Raw genomic sequence first — 16,097 nt, 5'->3', positions numbered from 1 at the left:
GATAGTGGGGTACGTGACTGCCGTACCTCCCCCCCGTTCCGAAGCCGCAGGCCCCGCCCGGGCCGGCCGCCGGAGTCTTGCCGTGGCCCTGCTCAGCGGGGCGCTCGGCGCGGCCGTGGCGTTGCTCGCCACCCGGCAGCAGTGGTCGGAGGGCACCGCGACGGTGGCCGGCGGCAGCTTCCCGCTGACCGCGAAGGGCAGCGACGTCACGGGTGTGCCCGCGTCCCTAGCCATAGTGGGCCTCGCCGCGCTCGTCGCCGTCTTCGCCGTCCGCCGGGCCGGCCGCTTCCTGGTCGCCGCCCTGCTCGCGCTCTCCGGCGCCGGCACCATCGCGGCGGCCCTCCTCGGTGTCAACGACAGCTCCGCGCTCGACGAGCAGGCCGCGAAGGCCTCCGGCGACACCTCGGCCACCGTCGACACGCTCTCCCACACCGCCTGGCCCTACGTCGCGGTCGCCGGCGGTGTCCTGCTGCTCCTGGCCGGTCTGCTCGCCCTGCGCTACGGCCGTCTGTGGCCCGCGATGTCCGGCCGCTACGAGCGCTCCGGCGCCCCTCGTCCCCGCCGCCAGGCGCCCGTCGTCGACCCCGACCGCCCCGAGGACATGTGGAAGGCCCTGGACCGGGGCGAGGACCCGACCGGCGCGTAAGCCTCCGGCGGTCGCGCGGTCAAGCGGCTACGGGGGTGGGGGTTCGGTGATCTGCCGGGTGCGGGTGCGTTGAGGGCTGGTCGCGCAGTTCCCCGCGCCCCTGAGGCAGGACCCGTACCTCCCACACGGACAGCCTCCGACGCGCGAGGGGCGACCCCCGGGCACCCGGCACGCGCGCGTGCGGAACAATGGGCTTGAGCGTCCGGCTCAGACAGGTACACAGCAACGAGGAGCAAGTCATGGCGGGCAGCAGCCACGGTCACACCCCGGCCGCCTGGACCGGTGTCATCATCGCCTTCATCGGTTTCACCGTCTCCGGCGCCTTCATGGTGCTGGCCCAGCCGGCGGGCTTCTGGGGCGGCCTGGTGATCGTGGTCCTCGGTGGCGTGGTCGGCTGGATCATGCGGGCGATGGGCCTGGGCCAGCCGAAGAACACCCACACCCCGCACCAGGTCACGGACGAGCGCGAGCCGGCGAGCGTCGAGAGCTGATCGCGTACGCCTTCGTGGAGGGGCGGCCCGGCATGACGCCGGGGCCGCCCCTCACGCGCGCCCGGGGACCCGCGCAGGGCACAATGCCAGCGTGAACGCCGACAGCCAGAGGACCCCGGGCACCCCTGGGACACAGCCCTCCGACGGGGGGTCCGTGCTGGGGCGGCTGGCCGTGCCCGCGGGAGTGCTCGCGGCGGTCGTCGGGGCCTTCGGGTACGTGGGGACCGTCGACCCCAACCAGCCCGGCCACTACCCGGTCTGCCCGTTGTTGCGCCTCACGGGCATCTACTGCCCCGGCTGCGGCGGGCTGCGCAGCGCGCACGCCTTCGTCCACGGGGACTTCGTCGCGGCGCTCGGCGACAACGCGCTGGCCGTCGTCGGCTACTTCGCCTTCGCGGTGGTGTGGACCGTCTGGGTGGTCCGTGCGGTGCGCGGGCGGCCGGCGAGGATCGTTCTCGGGCCGGTGCAGCTGTGGAGTCTCGGCGCGTTGGTGCTGGTCTTCACGGTTGTCCGGAACCTGCCCTTCGGTGGCTGGCTACACCCTTGATCAATTCGCGAAGGTCCAGGTAGTGGGACCGGCGTCAACTGGATGCGAGGCCTACGCCCTCCTCCGGATACCATCGGAGTGACCACCGGTTTCGTCTGCTGAGCCGGTCCGGTGACAGAAGCTCAACCGCTTGAACAGTCAACCGTCTGGAAGGGGGCCGCTCGCGTGAGTGTGCTCGACGAGATCATCGACGGAGTCCGTGCCGACCTCGCGGAACGGCAGGCGCGCGTCAGCCTCGACGAGCTCAAGGAGCGCGCTGCGAAGGCTCCCGCGGCCAAGGACGGACTGGCCGCCCTCAGGGGCGACGGCGTCAAGGTCATCTGCGAGGTCAAGCGCTCCAGCCCGTCCAAGGGCGCGCTGGCCGCGATCGCCGACCCGGCCGGCCTGGCCGCGGACTACGAGGCGGGCGGCGCGGCCGTCATCTCCGTACTGACCGAGGAGCGCCGCTTCGGCGGCTCGCTGGCCGACCTGGAGGCGGTCCGCGCGCGGGTGGACATCCCCGTCCTGCGCAAGGACTTCGTCGTCACCTCGTACCAGCTGTGGGAGGCCCGGGCCTACGGCGCCGACCTCGTGCTGCTCATCGTCGCCGCCCTGGACCAGCCGGCCCTGGAGTCCCTCATCGAGCGCGCCGAGTCCATCGGGCTCACCCCGCTCGTCGAGGTGCACGACGAGGACGAGGTGGAGCGCGCGGTGGACGCGGGCGCCAAGGTGATCGGCGTCAACGCCCGCAACCTGAAGACCCTGGAGGTCGACCGCACGACCTTCGAGCGGGTGGCCCCGGAGATCCCGAACAACGTCGTCAAGATCGCCGAATCCGGCATCCGCGGCCCGCACGACCTCATCGCGTACGCCAACGCCGGCGCCGACGCGGTCCTGGTGGGCGAGTCCCTGGTGACCGGCAAGGACCCCAAGACGGCGGTCGCCGACCTGGTGGCGGCGGGCGAACACCCCGCCCTCCGGCACGGCCGCAGCTGACGGTTCGCTAGGCTGACCCCGATGACGCTCCCGATCACCCTGACGACCCCGGACCGGTACGCCCGCCTGGCGCGCGGCTGCCGCCCCCGGGGCTGCCGCGCGCCCGCGCGCAGGGTGCACGGGCGCCGGGTCCGGTACGTCATCGGTGACGAGCCGGGGCAAGTGAACGGCATGCGATGGCAGCGCCCCGTCAGGGGCGCGGGGCAGTTCTGAACATGCGGCTCCGCCGCGTGCGCGCGATAAGCCACGGACGGCCTGGGGCCGCCCGACAACCCCGCCCCCACGGCGAACAGGTGTCTTTCCCGCACTCACCGTGAGGTTTCCGCATGCCCAGCGAGTTCTTCATCCCCGACCCCGAGGGTCGCATCCCCAGCGCCGAAGGCTACTTCGGCGCGTTCGGCGGCAAGTTCATCCCGGAGGCCCTCGTCGCCGCCGTGGACGAGGTCGCCGTCGAGTACGAGAAGGCGAAGGGGGACCCCGAGTTCGCGCGCGAGCTCGACGACCTCCTCGTCCACTACACCGGCCGGCCCAGCTCCCTGACTGAGGTGCGGCGGTTCGCCGAACACGCCGGTGGCGCCCGGGTGTTCCTCAAGCGCGAAGACCTCAACCACACCGGCTCGCACAAGATCAACAACGTGCTCGGCCAGGCGCTGCTCACCAAGCGCATGGGCAAGACGCGCGTCATCGCGGAGACCGGCGCCGGTCAGCACGGCGTAGCGACCGCCACCGCCTGCGCGCTGTTCGGGCTCGAGTGCACCATCTACATGGGCGAGATCGACACCAAGCGCCAGGCCCTCAACGTGGCCCGGATGCGCATGCTCGGCGCCGAGGTCATCGCCGTGAAGTCCGGCAGCCGCACGCTGAAGGACGCGATCAACGAGGCGTTCCGCGACTGGGTCGCCAACGTCGACCACACCCACTACCTGTTCGGGACCGTGGCCGGACCGCACCCCTTCCCGGCCATGGTGCGCGACTTCCACCGGGTGATCGGCGTCGAGGCCCGCCGCCAGATCCTGGAGCGCGCCGGCCGTCTCCCCGACGCCGCCATCGCCTGTGTCGGCGGCGGCTCCAACGCCATCGGCCTGTTCCACGCCTTCATCCCGGACGCGGACGTACGCCTCGTCGGCTGCGAGCCCGCCGGGCACGGCGTGGAGACCGGCGAGCACGCGGCCACCCTGACCGCCGGCGAGCCCGGCATCCTGCACGGGTCGCGGTCGTACGTCCTCCAGGACGAGGAAGGCCAGATCACCGAGCCGTACTCGATCTCGGCCGGGCTCGACTACCCCGGCATCGGCCCCGAGCACTCCTACCTCAAGGACAGCGGCCGCGGCGAGTACCGCGCGGTCACCGACGACGCTGCCATGCAGGCCCTGCTCCTGCTGTCGCGGACCGAGGGCATCATCCCGGCCATCGAGAGCGCCCACGCGCTGGCCGGTGCCCTGGAGGTCGGCCGGGAGCTGGGCAAGGACGGGCTGATCGTGGTCAACCTGTCCGGCCGCGGCGACAAGGACATGGACACGGCTGCCCGCTACTTCGACCTGTACGACACCGACGCCGAGGTCGCCGCCGACCAGGACAGCGACACCGCCGAGATCGAGGGGGACGCCAAGTGAGCGGCAACATCCAACTGCTGGCCGACACCCTCGCCACTGCCAAGGCGGAGGGGCGTTCCGCTCTCATCGCCTACCTCCCGGCCGGGTTCCCGACCGTGGACGGCGGCATCGAGGCGATCAAGGCCGTCTTCGACGGCGGCGCCGACATCGTCGAGGTGGGCCTGCCGCACAGTGACCCGGTCCTCGACGGCCCGGTCATCCAGACCGCTGACGACATCGCCCTGCGCGGCGGCGTCAAGATCGCGGACGTCATGCGGACGGTCCGCGAGGCGCACGCGGCGACCGGCAAGCCGGTGCTCGTGATGACGTACTGGAACCCGATCGACCGCTACGGCGTCGAGCGCTTCACCGCCGAGCTCGCCGAGGCGGGCGGCGCCGGGTGCATCCTGCCCGACCTGCCGGTGCAGGAGTCGGCGCTGTGGAGGGAGCACGCGGAGAAGCACGGGCTCGCGACGGTATTCGTGGTGGCGCCCAGCAGCAAGGACGAGCGGCTCGCCAAGATCACCGCGGCGGGCAGCGGTTTCGTCTACGCCGCCTCGCTCATGGGCGTCACCGGCACCCGCGCGTCGGTCGACGCGCAGGCCCAGGACCTGGTCGAGCGCACCCGCGCCACCGGCACGGACCTGCCGGTCTGCGTCGGTCTCGGCGTGTCGGACGCGGCTCAGGCCGCCGAGGTCGCCGGCTTCGCCGACGGCGTGATCGTCGGCTCGGCCTTCGTCAAGCGGATGCTGGACGCGCCGGACGACGCCGCCGGGGTCGAGGCGGTCCACGCGCTCGCCGGTGAGCTCGCCAAGGGCGTGCGCGGAAAGGCGTAACAAGGCAGGACATTCCGTACGGGTCACTCGAACGGGTGGACCTGGGACCGGGGAGGCGCGGTGCGCCTTCCCGGTTCGTTCTGCGGGATGTGAGCGAGAAGAATCGAGAGGGAAAGCGCACCGCCCGGGAGCGGCTGGCGGAGGAGCGCGAGAAACAGAAGTCCGCGGAGAAGCGGCGCCGGGTGCTGATCGTGGGCGCGAGCGTGGTCTGCGTCCTGGGCCTCGCGGCGGTGATCGGCGTGGTCGCGGCGAACGCGGGCAAGGACGACGGCAGCGACTCCGCGGGTCCGGTCGTGGTGCCCTCGGGGGCCCAGGGCAAGGACAGCCTGGCCATCCCGGCCGGCAAGGAGAGCGCCAAGTCGACGCTCACCGTCTGGGAGGACTTCCGCTGCCCGGCCTGCAAGGCCTTCGAGACGGCGTACCGGCCGGTGATCCACGAGCTGACGAACTCCGGCCAGCTGAAGGTGGAGTACCACCTGGCGACGATCATCGACGGCAACATGGGCGGCACCGGCTCCCGCACCGCGGCCAACGCGGCGGCCTGCGCCCAGGACGTCGGCAAGTTCACGGCGTACCACGACGTGCTGTTCGACAACCAGCCCGCGGAGACCGACGACGCCTTCGCCGAGAACAGCAAGCTCCTCGAGCTGGCCGGCAAGGTCGACGGCCTCGACACGGCGGCGTTCCGTACGTGTGTCGAGAAGGGCACCCACAACAGCTGGGTCGAGAAGTCCGCCGCCGCCTTCCGCAACGGCGGCTTCAGCGGCACGCCGACCGTGATCCTGAACGGCAAGAACATCTACCAGGACCAGACGATGACCCCGGCGAAGCTGAAGCAGCTGGTGCAGGAGGCCGACAAGGCGTGACCAGTGGGTGAGGAGGTTCCGCCCCCGCCCGTTATGGACCCGTAGCCGGGCCGCCTGCCGTGGGCCCGGTCCGGCAGGGTAGCGTCGACACTGCCATGGAACTTGCCTACATTCCCAGCCCGTCGCGCGGGGTGCTGTACATCGGCCCTATTCCGCTGCGCGGCTACGCGTTCTGCATCATCATCGGCGTCTTCGTAGCCGTCTGGCTCGGCAACAAGCGCTGGCTCGCCCGGGGCGGGCGGGCCGGCACGGTGGCCGACATCGCGGTCTGGGCCGTGCCGTTCGGTCTCGTCGGCGGCCGGCTCTACCACGTGATCACGGACTACGAGCTGTACTTCAGCGAGGGCCGTGACTGGGTGGACGCCTTCAAGATCTGGGAGGGCGGCCTCGGCATCTGGGGCGCGATCGCGCTCGGCGCGGTGGGTGCGTGGATCGGCTGCCGCCGCCGGGGCATCCCGCTGCCCGCCTGGGCCGACGCCCTCGCCCCCGGCATCGCCCTCGCCCAGGCGATCGGCCGCTGGGGCAACTGGTTCAACCAGGAGCTGTACGGCAAGGAGACCGACCTCCCCTGGGCCCTGCACATCACGTCCTCCGCGGACGGCCGGGTGCCCGGCTACTACCACCCGACGTTCCTGTACGAGTCGCTGTGGTGCATCGGCGTCGCCCTCCTCGTCATCTGGGCCGACCGCCGCTTCAAGCTGGGCCACGGGCGGGCGTTCGCGCTGTACGTCGCCGCGTACTGCGTGGGCCGGTTCTGGATCGAGTACCTGCGCGTCGACGACGCCCACCACATCCTGGGCCTGCGCCTGAACAACTGGACCGCGCTGGTCGTGTTCGTGCTCGCGGTGGTCTACCTCGTGCTGTCGGCGAAGAAGCGGCCGGGACGCGAGACCGTGGTCGAGCCGGGTGCCTCCGACGACGGAACCGATGGTGACGGTGCCTCCGGCGCCGGGGCCGAGGACGACAGCGGTGGTGAGACCGAGGTGTCCGACGCGAAGGCCGAGGAGAAGGCTGCCGCGAAGGCCGAAGAGGCCGCGGAGAAGGACGAGGCCGGGTCGGGGAAGAAGACCTGACGGTCGGTTGTACGTCGATGAGGGCGCCCGGGATCTTCCTGGGCGCCCTCATCGCGTGTGGGGCTAGGTCCGGCGGGCCAGTGAGAGGGTTCGCTGTGCGGCTGCCACCACCGCCGCGTCGATGAATGTTCCGTCCGGCAGGGCCTGGGCGCCCTGGTCCGTGACGGCCGCCTTGACGATCGTCTCCGCTTCCTCGATCTCCCGGGCCGTGGGGAGGTAGGCCCGCTCGATGACCGGGAGTTGGCGGGGGTGGAGGGCGCCGCGGCCGAGGAAGCCGAGGGTGCGGCCGTGGGCGCAGGAGGCGGCGAGGGTGTCCAGGTCGCGGATGTCGGGGTGGACGGACTGGGGCGGTGGGGCGAGGCCCGCCGCGCGGGCGGCGACGACCACGCGGGAGCGGGACCAGTCGAGGCCCGTGTCCTCGCGTACGCCCAGGTCGGCGCGGAGGTCCGTCTCGCCGAGGGCGATGCCCCGCAGGGCGGGGTGTGCGGAGGCGATGGCGTGGGCGCGTTCGATGCCCAGGGCCGTTTCCAGGAGGGCGTGGAGCGGGGGTGCGCCGCCGTCGGCGGGGGCTGCTGCTTCGGCGACGCGGATGATCTGCTCGGGGGAGGTCACCTTGGGGAGGCGGAGGCCACAGACGCCCGGGAGGGCCGCGACCGCCGTCAGGTCCGCCGCGGCGAGCGGGCCGTCCAGGGCGTTCACGCGGACGTGGACCGGTACCGGCTGCCGTTCACAGAGGCGTTCGGCGGTGGCCTGGCGGGCGTACTCCTTGCGGTCCGGGGCGACCGCGTCCTCCAGGTCGATCACGACGACGTCGGCGCCGGTGGTCAGGGCCTTCGCGACGAGGTGCGGGCGGTCGCCGGGGACGTAGAGCCAGGTGAGTGGGGTCATACCGTGCCCTCCTCGCGCAGGGCCGCCAGGTCCGCCGGTGTCAGGCCCAGTTCGGTCAGGACCTCCACCGTGTCCGCGCCGTGCGGGCGGCCCGTCCAGCGGATCGCGCCGGGGGTGGCGGAGAGGCGGAAGAGGACGTTCTGCATGCGCAGGGGGCCCAGTTCGGGGTCGTCGACCGTGGTGACGGTGTCGAGGGCCTGGTACTGCGGGTCGGCCATCACGTCCCGTACGTCCTGGATCGGGGCGACGGCCGCCTCCGCCTTCTCGAAGGCGGCGAGGACCTCGGTGCGGGTGCGCTCGGCGATCCAGCTGCCGACCGCCTCGTCGAGGACGTCGGAGTGGGCCGCCCGTTCGGCTCCGGTGGCGAACCACGGCTCGTCGATCAGCTCCGGGCGGCCGACCAGCCGCATCACGCGCTCGGCGATCGACTGGGCGGAGGTGGAGACGGCCACCCAACTGCCGTCCGCCGTGCGGTAGGTGTTGCGCGGGGCGTTGTTGGCGGATCGGTTGCCGGTGCGTTCCTGTACGTAGCCCAGCTGGTCGTACCAGGTCGGCTGCGGGCCCAGCACGGTCAGGATCGGCTCGATGATCGCCATGTCGACGACCTGGCCCTCGCCGGTGCGGTCGCGGGCGGCGAGCGCGGTCATCACGGCGTACGCCGTCGCCAGTCCCGCGATCGAGTCGGCCAGGCCGAAGGGCGGCAGCGTCGGGGACGCGTCCGGTTCGCCGGTGATCGCGGCGAAGCCGCTCATCGCCTCGGCGAGGGTGCCGAAGCCGGGGCGTTGGGCGTAGGGGCCGAACTGGCCGAAGCCGGTGACGCGGGTGAGGACCAGACGGGGGTTGACGGCCGACAGTTCCTCCCAGCCGAGGTCCCACTTCTCCAGGGTGCCGGGGCGGAAGTTCTCGATGACGACGTCGGCGGTGGCGGCGAGGCGGAGGAGGGTGGCGCGGCCGCCGGGTGTGGAGAGGTTCAGCGTGATCGTGCGCTTGTTACGGCCGAGCAGTTTCCACCACAGGCCCACCCCGTTCTTCGACGGGCCGTGGCCTCGGGAGGGGTCGGGTCTGGTCGGGTGCTCGACCTTGATGACCTCCGCGCCGAAGTCGCCGAGCATCGTGGCGGCGAGCGGGCCGGCGAAGAGGGTGGCGAGGTCGAGGACGCGCAGGCCGGTCAGGGGAGTCTGGGTCATGACGTGAACCGCGTTTCGATCTCGGAGCGGTACGGCATCGACGCCGAGGCGCCCGGCCGCTGCACGGAGAGGGCGGCAGCCGTGGCCGCCCACGGAAGGGCCTCGCGCATCGGGCGGCCCTCGCCGAGTTCCCCCACTCTCGGCTTCGCTCGAGCGGGGGGACCCCCATCCGCCAGGGTGCCGACGAAGGTGTCGCCCGCGCCGGTCGAGTCCACGGCGGTGACCCGCGGTGCCGGGACGGTGAACGGCTCGGTGCCGCGGGCCGCGTGGAGGCTGCCGGCCGCGCCCAGGGTGACGACCACCTCCGGGACCTGTTCCAGCAGGGCGGTGGCCGCGCTGTCCGGGTCGGTGAGGCCGGTGAGGGCGGCGGCCTCGTGTTCGTTGGGCACCAACGGGTCGACGGTGGTGAGGAGTTCGGGGGGCAGGGGTCGGGCGGGCGCGGGGGTGAGGACCGTACGGACTCCGTGGCCGCGGGCCGTCCGGGCGCCCGCGAGGACCGCGGCCAGGGGGATCTCCAGCTGGAGGAGCAGGGCGTCGGCGGAGGCGACGGGGCCCTCGTCGCCGGGGACCAGGCGGTCGGTGGTCACGCCGGAGTGTTCGAGGGCGCCCTTGCCGCCGGGGATCGTACGGAACTCCCGTCCCGTCACGGTCTCTCCGCGCTGCGGGGCCTTCTCGACGTACGCGACGAGATCCGTGTTCGTGCTGCCGAGCACGGGGATGTGGGTCATGGGCGCGGTGCCTCCAGCTGGGCGAGGGTCTGGGTGAGGTGGGCGAGGGTGTCGAAGCCGGTGCCGTTGAAGTCGCCGATCGTGGTGGCGAGCCGGTTCTTCAGCGGGGTCGTCCAGCGGTCGGGGAGCGCGGCAGGGGAACCGGCGAGGAGGGCGGCGAAGCTGCCGGCCGTGGCGCCGTTGGAGTCGGTGTCCCAGCCTCCGGACACGGCACGGCAGATGGAGCCGGTGAAGTCGCCGTCCGCGTGGGTGAGGGCGGCGGCGATCAGGGCGGTGTTGGGGATGGCGTGGACCCAGTGGTGGGTGGGCGCGTGGGTGGCGTGGAGTTCGTCGACGACCGTGTCGAAGTCGTCGTGGGTTCGGGCCAGTTGGATGGCGTGGGTGAGGGCCTTCGCGAGGCGGGAGGCCGGCGGGATCACGGTGAGGCCCGTGCGGAGGGCTGTGTGGATGTCGGCTGTGCCGGTGGCAGCCTGCGCGATGGTGGCCGCCGTGAACATCGCCGCGTAGACGCCGTTGGCGGTGTGGGTGAGGGTGGCGTCGCGGTGGGCCTGTGCCGCGGCGGCCGCGGGGTCGCCGGGGTTGGTCCAGCCGTGGACGTCCGCTCGGATCAGGGCGCCGATCCATTCGCGGAAGGGGTTGCGGTGGCGGGCCGTGCGTGGGGGTTCCAGGCCGGTGAGGAGGTTGCGGTAGGTGATGCGTTCGGCGGTGAAGGTACGGCCGGCGGGGAGTTCGTCGAGCCAGAGGGTGGCTACGTCCGTGGTGGTGAAGGTTTTGCCGTGGCGTTGGAGCAGGAGGAGGTTGAGGAGGGGGTAGTTGAGGTCGTCGTCCTCGGGCATGCCGTCGATGTTCTCGGCGAGGGAGGTGCTTGCGGATCGGCGGTTCCAGGGGTGTGCGGCGAGGAGTTCCGGGGGGACTCCTCGGGCAGTGAAGTACGTGTTCAGGGGCCAGTTGCCGGTGGATTGGGCCAGTTGGCGGATGGCGGGCAAAGGGAGCTTCTCGACCGGCTTGCCCAGGAGACAGCCGACGGCTCTGCCGAGCCAGGCGGCTTCCAGGCGGGCCTGGGTGGGGGGTGCTGTGGGGGTGGGGGCGCTTGCCGGCGCTTGCGGGGTGCCGCCGCCCATCCTTGGGTCGGGAGCCGCCCCAGCGGCACGACTGCCCGCAGGCTGTGTGGGTTCGGCGGGTCGGTTGCCTGGAGGTTGTGTGGGCCAAGCCGGGCAGCTGGCCTTGATCTTGGCGAGGCTCGTGGGCTCGCTGTCGGCCAACCTGCTTGGTAGGTCCGCGAGTTCGTCCAGCAGGTCTTCTGCGAGCTGGCGTAGGTATCTTGACGCCGGCTCCGGGGATGCGCCCGCTCGCAGGGGGGCTTCCTTGCCGCCCGCTGCTTTCCATCTCGCCTTGACCGCCGACGGCTCGCGGCCGTCCTGGGCTGCCTGGTGGAGTTCATGGCCGATCAGGTCCTCGGGCTGGACCCAGGTGAGGCGGAGCATGTCAGGCTCCGAGTTCGGTGAGGGCCGCCTCGTGGGATCGGCGGCGGGTGACGTCCCGTTGGAAGATCTCGCGGGTGACGGTCGTGAGGGTGGTCGCCGGTTCCCAGAGGTCCAGGCGGCTGGCCTCGGAGACCTGCTTCGCCCAGTCCTCCGGGACCGGGGAGCCGAGGGCACCGGCCATCGCGCCCGCCATCGTGGCGATGGAGTCGCAGTCGCGGCCGTAGTTCACCGCGCCCAGGACCGCGTGGCGGTAGTCGCCGCGGGAGACCAGCAGCATGCCCAGGGCGATGGGGAGTTCCTCGATGGTGTGCAGCCGGGAGGGGCGGCGGGCGCCCAGGGAGGGCTGTCGGTAGTCGGGGCCGACCGTGTCGTACGGGGCGACCGCCGTCCGGAGAGGGGTCAGCGCGGACTCGAAGTCCGAGTGGCGGGACGCCGTTTCGCAGACCTGCTCGATCGCCGCCCGGGTGCCGTCCTTCGCCAGGGAGAGGCAGGTGGACACGACGGAGTCGGGGGTCGCGCCGGGCGTGCTCGCCGCCGCGACCGCCGCCGCGAAGACGGCCGCCGCCTCACGGCCGTACGACGACTGGTGGGCGCCCGCGATGTCCAGCGCCTCGGCGTACGCGCCCGCCGGGTTGGCCGCGTTGACCAGGCCGACCGGGGCCATGTACATCGCGGCGCCGCAGTTGACGATGTTGCCGACGCCGGCCTCGCGGGGGTCGACGTGCCCGTAGTGGAGGCGGGTCACCAGCCACTTCTCCGCCAGGAAGAGGCGCTGGAGGGGGAGGGCCTCCGCCTCCAGCTCCGGGATCCAGCGCGGGTTCGTCATCAGGTCCGGGACCAGATGGTCCGCGATCGCGTACGCGTCGAGGTGGTCACGGACCTGCGCGTACACCCGTACCAACGCGTGGGTCATCAAGGTGTCGTCGGTGACGTGGCCGTCGCCCTTGTGGTACGGCGCGATGGGGCGGGCCGTGCGCCAGTCGTCGCCGTTCCAGGGGCCGACGATGCCGTGGACGCGACCGGCGTGGCGCTGCAGGATCTGCTCGGGGGAGTAGCCCTCGACGGGGCCGCCGAGCGCGTCGCCGACGGCGGCGCCGACCAGGGCGCCGGTGATGCGTTCGTCCAGACTCGAAGCGCGGCCGCTTTTTGCTCCTTTGGGTGTCATGACCCGAATCATCCCTCCGGTGGGGCCGGTTGTGCGGCTTCCAGAAGTTCGGCGAGTTCCACCAGGTCGGTGTCGGTGAGGCGGGGGAGGACGCAGCCGGAGAGGGTGCGGCAGGTGTCGCGCCAGGAGGCGGGGATCGACGCGCCGCCGCCCAGGGCGCCGGTGAGGGCGCCCGCGAGGGCGGGGGCCGAGTCGGCGACGCGGGAGAGACAGGCCGCGGCCGGTACCGCCTCCGCGATCCGGCCGTGCGCCGCGGCGGCCAGGGCCAGGGCGACCGGGACCGTTTCGGCGGCGGCGATGCCGTAGCTGTAGACGTGGTCGACGATCTGGTGTTCCAGGAGCGGGATCAGGGCGAAGGCGCTCTCGGCGTCCCGGGCGAGCTTGAGGGCGTGGCGGGCGTTGCGGCCGATCTCGGTGGATTCGGGGAGCTCGGCGAGTGCGGCGGTGACGCATGCCTGTACGTCGGCTCCCGCCAGGGCGAGGGCGAGTGCCGCGGCCATCGCGCGGGCGCCGTGCACTCCGTCGCCGTCCTGGGTGTAGCGGGCGTCGAACTCGGCCAGCTCCGCGGCGAGTCGGGGGTCGCCGGGGTGGGCGACGGCGAGTACGCAGGCCCGTACGCAGGCGGCGTCGTCGAAGTAGTGCGGGTTGTCGTGGCCGGTGGCGGGCGGGCGGAGGCCGGTGGCGAGGTTGCCGAGGCCGGCGCGGACGGAGATGCGGGCGCGCAGGGGGAGCACCGCGGACTCGACCTCGGGGGCGCGGTCCGCCGCGGCGGCGACCTCGCTCGCCAGGGCGTTCCAGGTCAGGTCGATGGCGGCGCGGGTGCGGCGTTCTCGGCTCAGGTCGCCGAGGACGGTGTCGTCGCCTGCGCGCAGGACTGCTTCCGCTGCGAAGGCTGCCCATTCGGCGTCGTCGGAGGGGCCGAGGCGGAGGGGTTCGGGGGGTTGGTTCAGGGCGATGGGGACGGGGAGGGTGGTCGTCGCGTTCTGTTCGGCGAAGGTGTCGAGTTCGCGGGTGAGGCGGCGGGTCCAGTCGGGCATGCGGGCGGCTCGGTGGCGGGCGGCGGGCCAGCCGGCGGCGTCGCCTGCCGCCAGGCCGAGCAGGAGGCCCTCGATTCGGCGGAGCTGCTTGACGGCCTCGGCTTCGCCTTCGGCCTTTGTGTTCCCACCCGCACCACCCGTACAACTTTCGTCGTCGGGTGCGGGTGGCCCCTGTGGGGGTTCCTCGCCGTCGGCGGCCGCGGGTGCGAGCAGCTCCGGTGCGGTCCCCTCGTCCCATGGGGCGGGCGGTGTCATGAGAGGACCTCCGTCTCGTCGGCCGTGCTCGGCACGAAGCCCTCCGTGCTCCATCTCCCGTCCTCGCTCGGCGTCAGCAGCTCCGCCACGTCGAGGACGTGGTGGCCCGCCATGGACGGCAGGCAGCTGCCGCGCGCCGGGCCGATCGCCGCCGCCCAGTCCGGCGGGATCGAGGAGGCGCCGTGGGTCGCGCCGGCCAACGCGCCGGCCACCGCCGCCGTGGTGTCGGCGTCGCGGCCCATGTTGACGGCGGTCAGGACCGCCTGGACGAAGTCGCCGTCGGCGGCCGCGTAGGCGCCGAAGGCGAGGGCGACGGCCTCGGGGGCCAGGTCGGTCCAGGGGTAGCCGCCGACGACGACCGCCGAGCGGACCGCCCGCTCCCCCCGGTGGGCGACCGCCACCGCACGGCGTAGCGAGCGGGCCGTCCAGGAGTCGTCCGGGACGACTGCCAGGGCGGAGGCGACCACTGCGACGGTCGGTGCTCCGGCCATCGCCGCCGCCACGCCCGCGGCCACCGCCTGGCCGCCGTAGATGCCTTCACCGTCGTGGCTCACCGAGCCGTCGATCGCGACCAGGCGGGCCGCTTCGGCGGGGCGGCCGGACGCGAAGACGCCGAAAGGAGCCGCGCGCATGGCCAGGCCGTCGCTCCAGGCGTGGCGGTGCTGGGCGGAGATGGGGGCCGCGAGGCCGCGGCGCAGGTTCTCCAGCGTGCCGCGTTCGCTGAAGCCGGCGCCCCGGAAGGGACCCTCGTCGCGGTCGGCGATCCACTCGTGCCAGGCCGCCTCCACGTGGGCCGGGGTGAGGGCCGAGCCGTGCCGGGCCAGCAGGAGGCCCGAGAAGATCGCGTACTCGGTGTCGTCCGTGCCGGAGGGGCGGTCCGCGACGTAGCCGGTGATACGGCCCCAGCGGGCCCGGATCTCGGAGGGCTTCATGTTCTCCGCCGGGGCTCCGAGGGCGTCTCCCACGGCCAGGCCGAGCAGGGCGCCGCGGGCCCGCTCGCGGAGGTCGGCGGCGTCCCCGGGCGCCGGGACCGAGGGAATGCAGGCGATCGATGCCATACGCGGCCTCTCCTTGGGGGGCTGCGCGCAGGGGGCGGAGCCCTTTGCGGATGTGTCCCACCGGAGCGGTTCGCCAGAGCCTCGGTCGCCTCAGCATCACCCGGTCGACATCTGTGCGACCCCTTGATCGAATGAGCGTCCGACGACAAAACCGCAGGTTAGTCCAGCCTTTCCTTGCTGGCGAGGGGGAATTCGACGGCGTACTCTCGATGTTGTCGAAAAGTAGAGGAAGTCCAAAGAAGTGCCCTGGGGGACTGTATGGCCATCATCGAAACCGAGGCGTCACTGCACGAGGCGCACCGCGACAACCACACGCACCGCGATGTGAACGGCGGCTGGCTGCGGCCCGCCGTTTTCGGTGCGATGGACGGGCTGGTCTCCAACCTCGCCCTGATGACCGGTGTCGCGGGCGGTTCGGTCGGCCATCAGACCATCGTCATCACCGGACTCGCGGGGCTGGCCGCCGGTGCCTTCTCCATGGCCGCCGGTGAGTACACCTCCGTCGCCTCGCAGCGCGAGCTGGTCGAGGCCGAGCTGGACGTGGAGCGCAGGGAGCTGAAGAAGCACCCGAAGGACGAGGAGGCGGAGCTCGCGGCCCTGTACGAAGGGCGGGGCGTCGAGCCGGGGCTGGCCCGCGAGGTGGCCCGGCAGCTGTCCCGCGATCCCGAGCAGGCGCTGGAGATACACGCCCGCGAGGAACTCGGCATCGACCCCGGTGACCTGCCCTCGCCGCTGGTCGCCGCGGTGTCCTCCTTCGGGGCGTTCGCGCTGGGCGCCCTGCTTCCCGTACTGCCCTATCTGCTCGGTGCCACCGAGCTGTGGCCCGCCGTGCTGCTCGCGCTCTTCGGGCTCTTCGCGTGCGGCGCGATCGTGGCCAGGGTGACGGCGCGGAGCTGGTGGTTCAGCGGGCTGCGGCAGCTCGCTCTGGGGGGTGCTGCGGCCGGTGTGACGTACGCCCTGGGCAGCTTGTTCGGAACGGCCGTAGGATAGGTCGGCTACAACTTATGCGTTGGGCCGCATAAGTAGCCGTTACTCGCTGGTTTCGAATGGTTAACCACCGGGCATGAGCCGTAAGCGCTGTGGGCAAGGGAGCCTGCGGCGCACTCGCGGGGTGAGCGACGTCGCCCCCTCCGCCCCCCGGGCCGACGGACACCGATCTGTCCCGTTCGGTCCCACATACTTCAAGCCATGTGCGCGGTACCCCCGCCGTAAGCCCGTGGCGTCCGCATGTTGGAACGAAGTATCCGGTTTCCGAGAACCGCTCCATCA

At 72.4% G+C, this 16,097-nt stretch carries 17 protein-coding genes; 10 read left to right on the top strand and 7 right to left on the bottom strand.

The genetic code is table 11. The features are described 5' to 3' along the window. The first annotated feature begins 4 nt into the window (after positions 1 to 4). The 9 genes from QFZ76_RS14460 to lgt all read left to right on the top strand — a co-directional run bounded on the left by QFZ76_RS14460 (position 5) and on the right by lgt (position 7,026). Entirely contained in the window at positions 5 to 646 is a 642-nt protein-coding gene (locus tag QFZ76_RS14460; RefSeq protein WP_307674114.1) for a TIGR02234 family membrane protein, read from the top strand. Between the two features lie 239 nt (positions 647 to 885). Beyond that, entirely contained in the window at positions 886 to 1,137 is a 252-nt protein-coding gene (locus QFZ76_RS14455) for an HGxxPAAW family protein (RefSeq protein WP_307674113.1), read from the top strand. Between the two features lie 91 nt (positions 1,138 to 1,228). Beyond that, positions 1,229 to 1,684: a DUF2752 domain-containing protein gene (locus QFZ76_RS14450; protein ID WP_307674112.1), complete on the top strand. Its 456-nt coding sequence runs from the start codon at positions 1,229 to 1,231 to the stop codon at positions 1,682 to 1,684. Between the two features lie 165 nt (positions 1,685 to 1,849). After that, positions 1,850 to 2,659, top strand: a complete 810-nt coding sequence (gene trpC / locus QFZ76_RS14445) for an indole-3-glycerol phosphate synthase TrpC (RefSeq protein WP_307674111.1) — start codon at positions 1,850 to 1,852, stop codon at positions 2,657 to 2,659. A gap of 21 nt (positions 2,660 to 2,680) precedes the next feature. After that, a complete protein-coding gene (gene trpM, locus QFZ76_RS14440) occupies positions 2,681 to 2,872 on the top strand; it encodes a tryptophan biosynthesis modulator TrpM (RefSeq protein WP_307674110.1) in 192 nt (63 codons plus the stop codon). 113 nt (positions 2,873 to 2,985) lie between these two features. Next, positions 2,986 to 4,272, top strand: a complete 1,287-nt coding sequence (gene trpB / locus QFZ76_RS14435) for a tryptophan synthase subunit beta (RefSeq protein ID WP_307674109.1) — start codon at positions 2,986 to 2,988, stop codon at positions 4,270 to 4,272. Then, entirely contained in the window at positions 4,269 to 5,087 is an 819-nt protein-coding gene (gene trpA / locus QFZ76_RS14430; protein WP_307674108.1) for a tryptophan synthase subunit alpha, read from the top strand. Before trpB ends, trpA begins: the two co-directional genes overlap by 4 nt. 89 nt (positions 5,088 to 5,176) lie before the next feature. After that, entirely contained in the window at positions 5,177 to 5,953 is a 777-nt protein-coding gene (locus tag QFZ76_RS14425; RefSeq protein WP_307674107.1) for a thioredoxin domain-containing protein, read from the top strand. A 95-nt stretch (positions 5,954 to 6,048) separates the two neighbouring features. After that, positions 6,049 to 7,026, top strand: a complete 978-nt coding sequence (lgt, locus tag QFZ76_RS14420; RefSeq protein ID WP_307674106.1) for a prolipoprotein diacylglyceryl transferase — start codon at positions 6,049 to 6,051, stop codon at positions 7,024 to 7,026. 63 nt (positions 7,027 to 7,089) lie between these two features. Here the strand turns inward: lgt and QFZ76_RS14415 are convergent, their stop codons facing one another. Genes QFZ76_RS14415 through QFZ76_RS14385 form a run of 7 tightly spaced genes read right to left on the bottom strand, consistent with a single transcriptional unit; the run spans position 7,090 to position 14,828 of the window. Further along, complete coding sequence (locus QFZ76_RS14415) at positions 7,090 to 7,914, bottom strand: CoA ester lyase (protein WP_307674105.1); 825 nt, start codon at positions 7,912 to 7,914, stop codon at positions 7,090 to 7,092. Further along, a complete protein-coding gene (locus QFZ76_RS14410; RefSeq protein ID WP_307674104.1) occupies positions 7,911 to 9,101 on the bottom strand; it encodes a CaiB/BaiF CoA-transferase family protein in 1,191 nt (396 codons plus the stop codon). The genes QFZ76_RS14415 and QFZ76_RS14410 overlap by 4 nt, the downstream gene beginning before the upstream one ends. Further along, positions 9,098 to 9,829 (bottom strand): PfkB family carbohydrate kinase, encoded by a 732-nt coding sequence (locus tag QFZ76_RS14405; protein WP_307674103.1) that lies wholly within the window; start codon positions 9,827 to 9,829, stop codon positions 9,098 to 9,100. Before QFZ76_RS14405 ends, QFZ76_RS14410 begins: the two co-directional genes overlap by 4 nt. Beyond that, complete coding sequence (locus QFZ76_RS14400; protein ID WP_307674102.1) at positions 9,826 to 11,313, bottom strand: ADP-ribosylglycohydrolase family protein; 1,488 nt, start codon at positions 11,311 to 11,313, stop codon at positions 9,826 to 9,828. The genes QFZ76_RS14405 and QFZ76_RS14400 overlap by 4 nt, the downstream gene beginning before the upstream one ends. A gap of 1 nt (position 11,314) precedes the next feature. After that, positions 11,315 to 12,478 (bottom strand): ADP-ribosylglycohydrolase family protein, encoded by a 1,164-nt coding sequence (locus tag QFZ76_RS14395; RefSeq protein ID WP_307674101.1) that lies wholly within the window; start codon positions 12,476 to 12,478, stop codon positions 11,315 to 11,317. Between the two features lie 8 nt (positions 12,479 to 12,486). Continuing rightward, positions 12,487 to 13,770 carry an ADP-ribosylglycohydrolase family protein gene (locus tag QFZ76_RS14390; RefSeq protein WP_307674100.1) on the bottom strand — a complete coding sequence of 428 codons (1,284 nt, stop codon included), beginning with the start codon at positions 13,768 to 13,770 and terminating at the stop codon, positions 12,487 to 12,489. Beyond that, the gene (locus QFZ76_RS14385) at positions 13,767 to 14,828 is read right to left on the bottom strand and encodes an ADP-ribosylglycohydrolase family protein (protein ID WP_307674099.1); all 1,062 of its coding nucleotides are present in this window, start codon (positions 14,826 to 14,828) and stop codon (positions 13,767 to 13,769) included. Before QFZ76_RS14385 ends, QFZ76_RS14390 begins: the two co-directional genes overlap by 4 nt. A 258-nt stretch (positions 14,829 to 15,086) precedes the next feature. Here QFZ76_RS14385 and QFZ76_RS14380 point away from each other — a divergent pair, with 258 nt between their 5' ends. After that, positions 15,087 to 15,818 (top strand): VIT1/CCC1 transporter family protein, encoded by a 732-nt coding sequence (locus QFZ76_RS14380; RefSeq protein ID WP_307674098.1) that lies wholly within the window; start codon positions 15,087 to 15,089, stop codon positions 15,816 to 15,818. Positions 15,819 to 16,097 lie beyond the last annotated feature (279 nt).

It is taken from the genome of Streptomyces sp. V4I2, assembly GCF_030817655.1.
Taxonomy (GTDB): domain Bacteria; phylum Actinomycetota; class Actinomycetes; order Streptomycetales; family Streptomycetaceae; genus Streptomyces; species Streptomyces plumbiresistens.
This window is presented reverse-complemented; position numbering and strand designations above follow the sequence as displayed.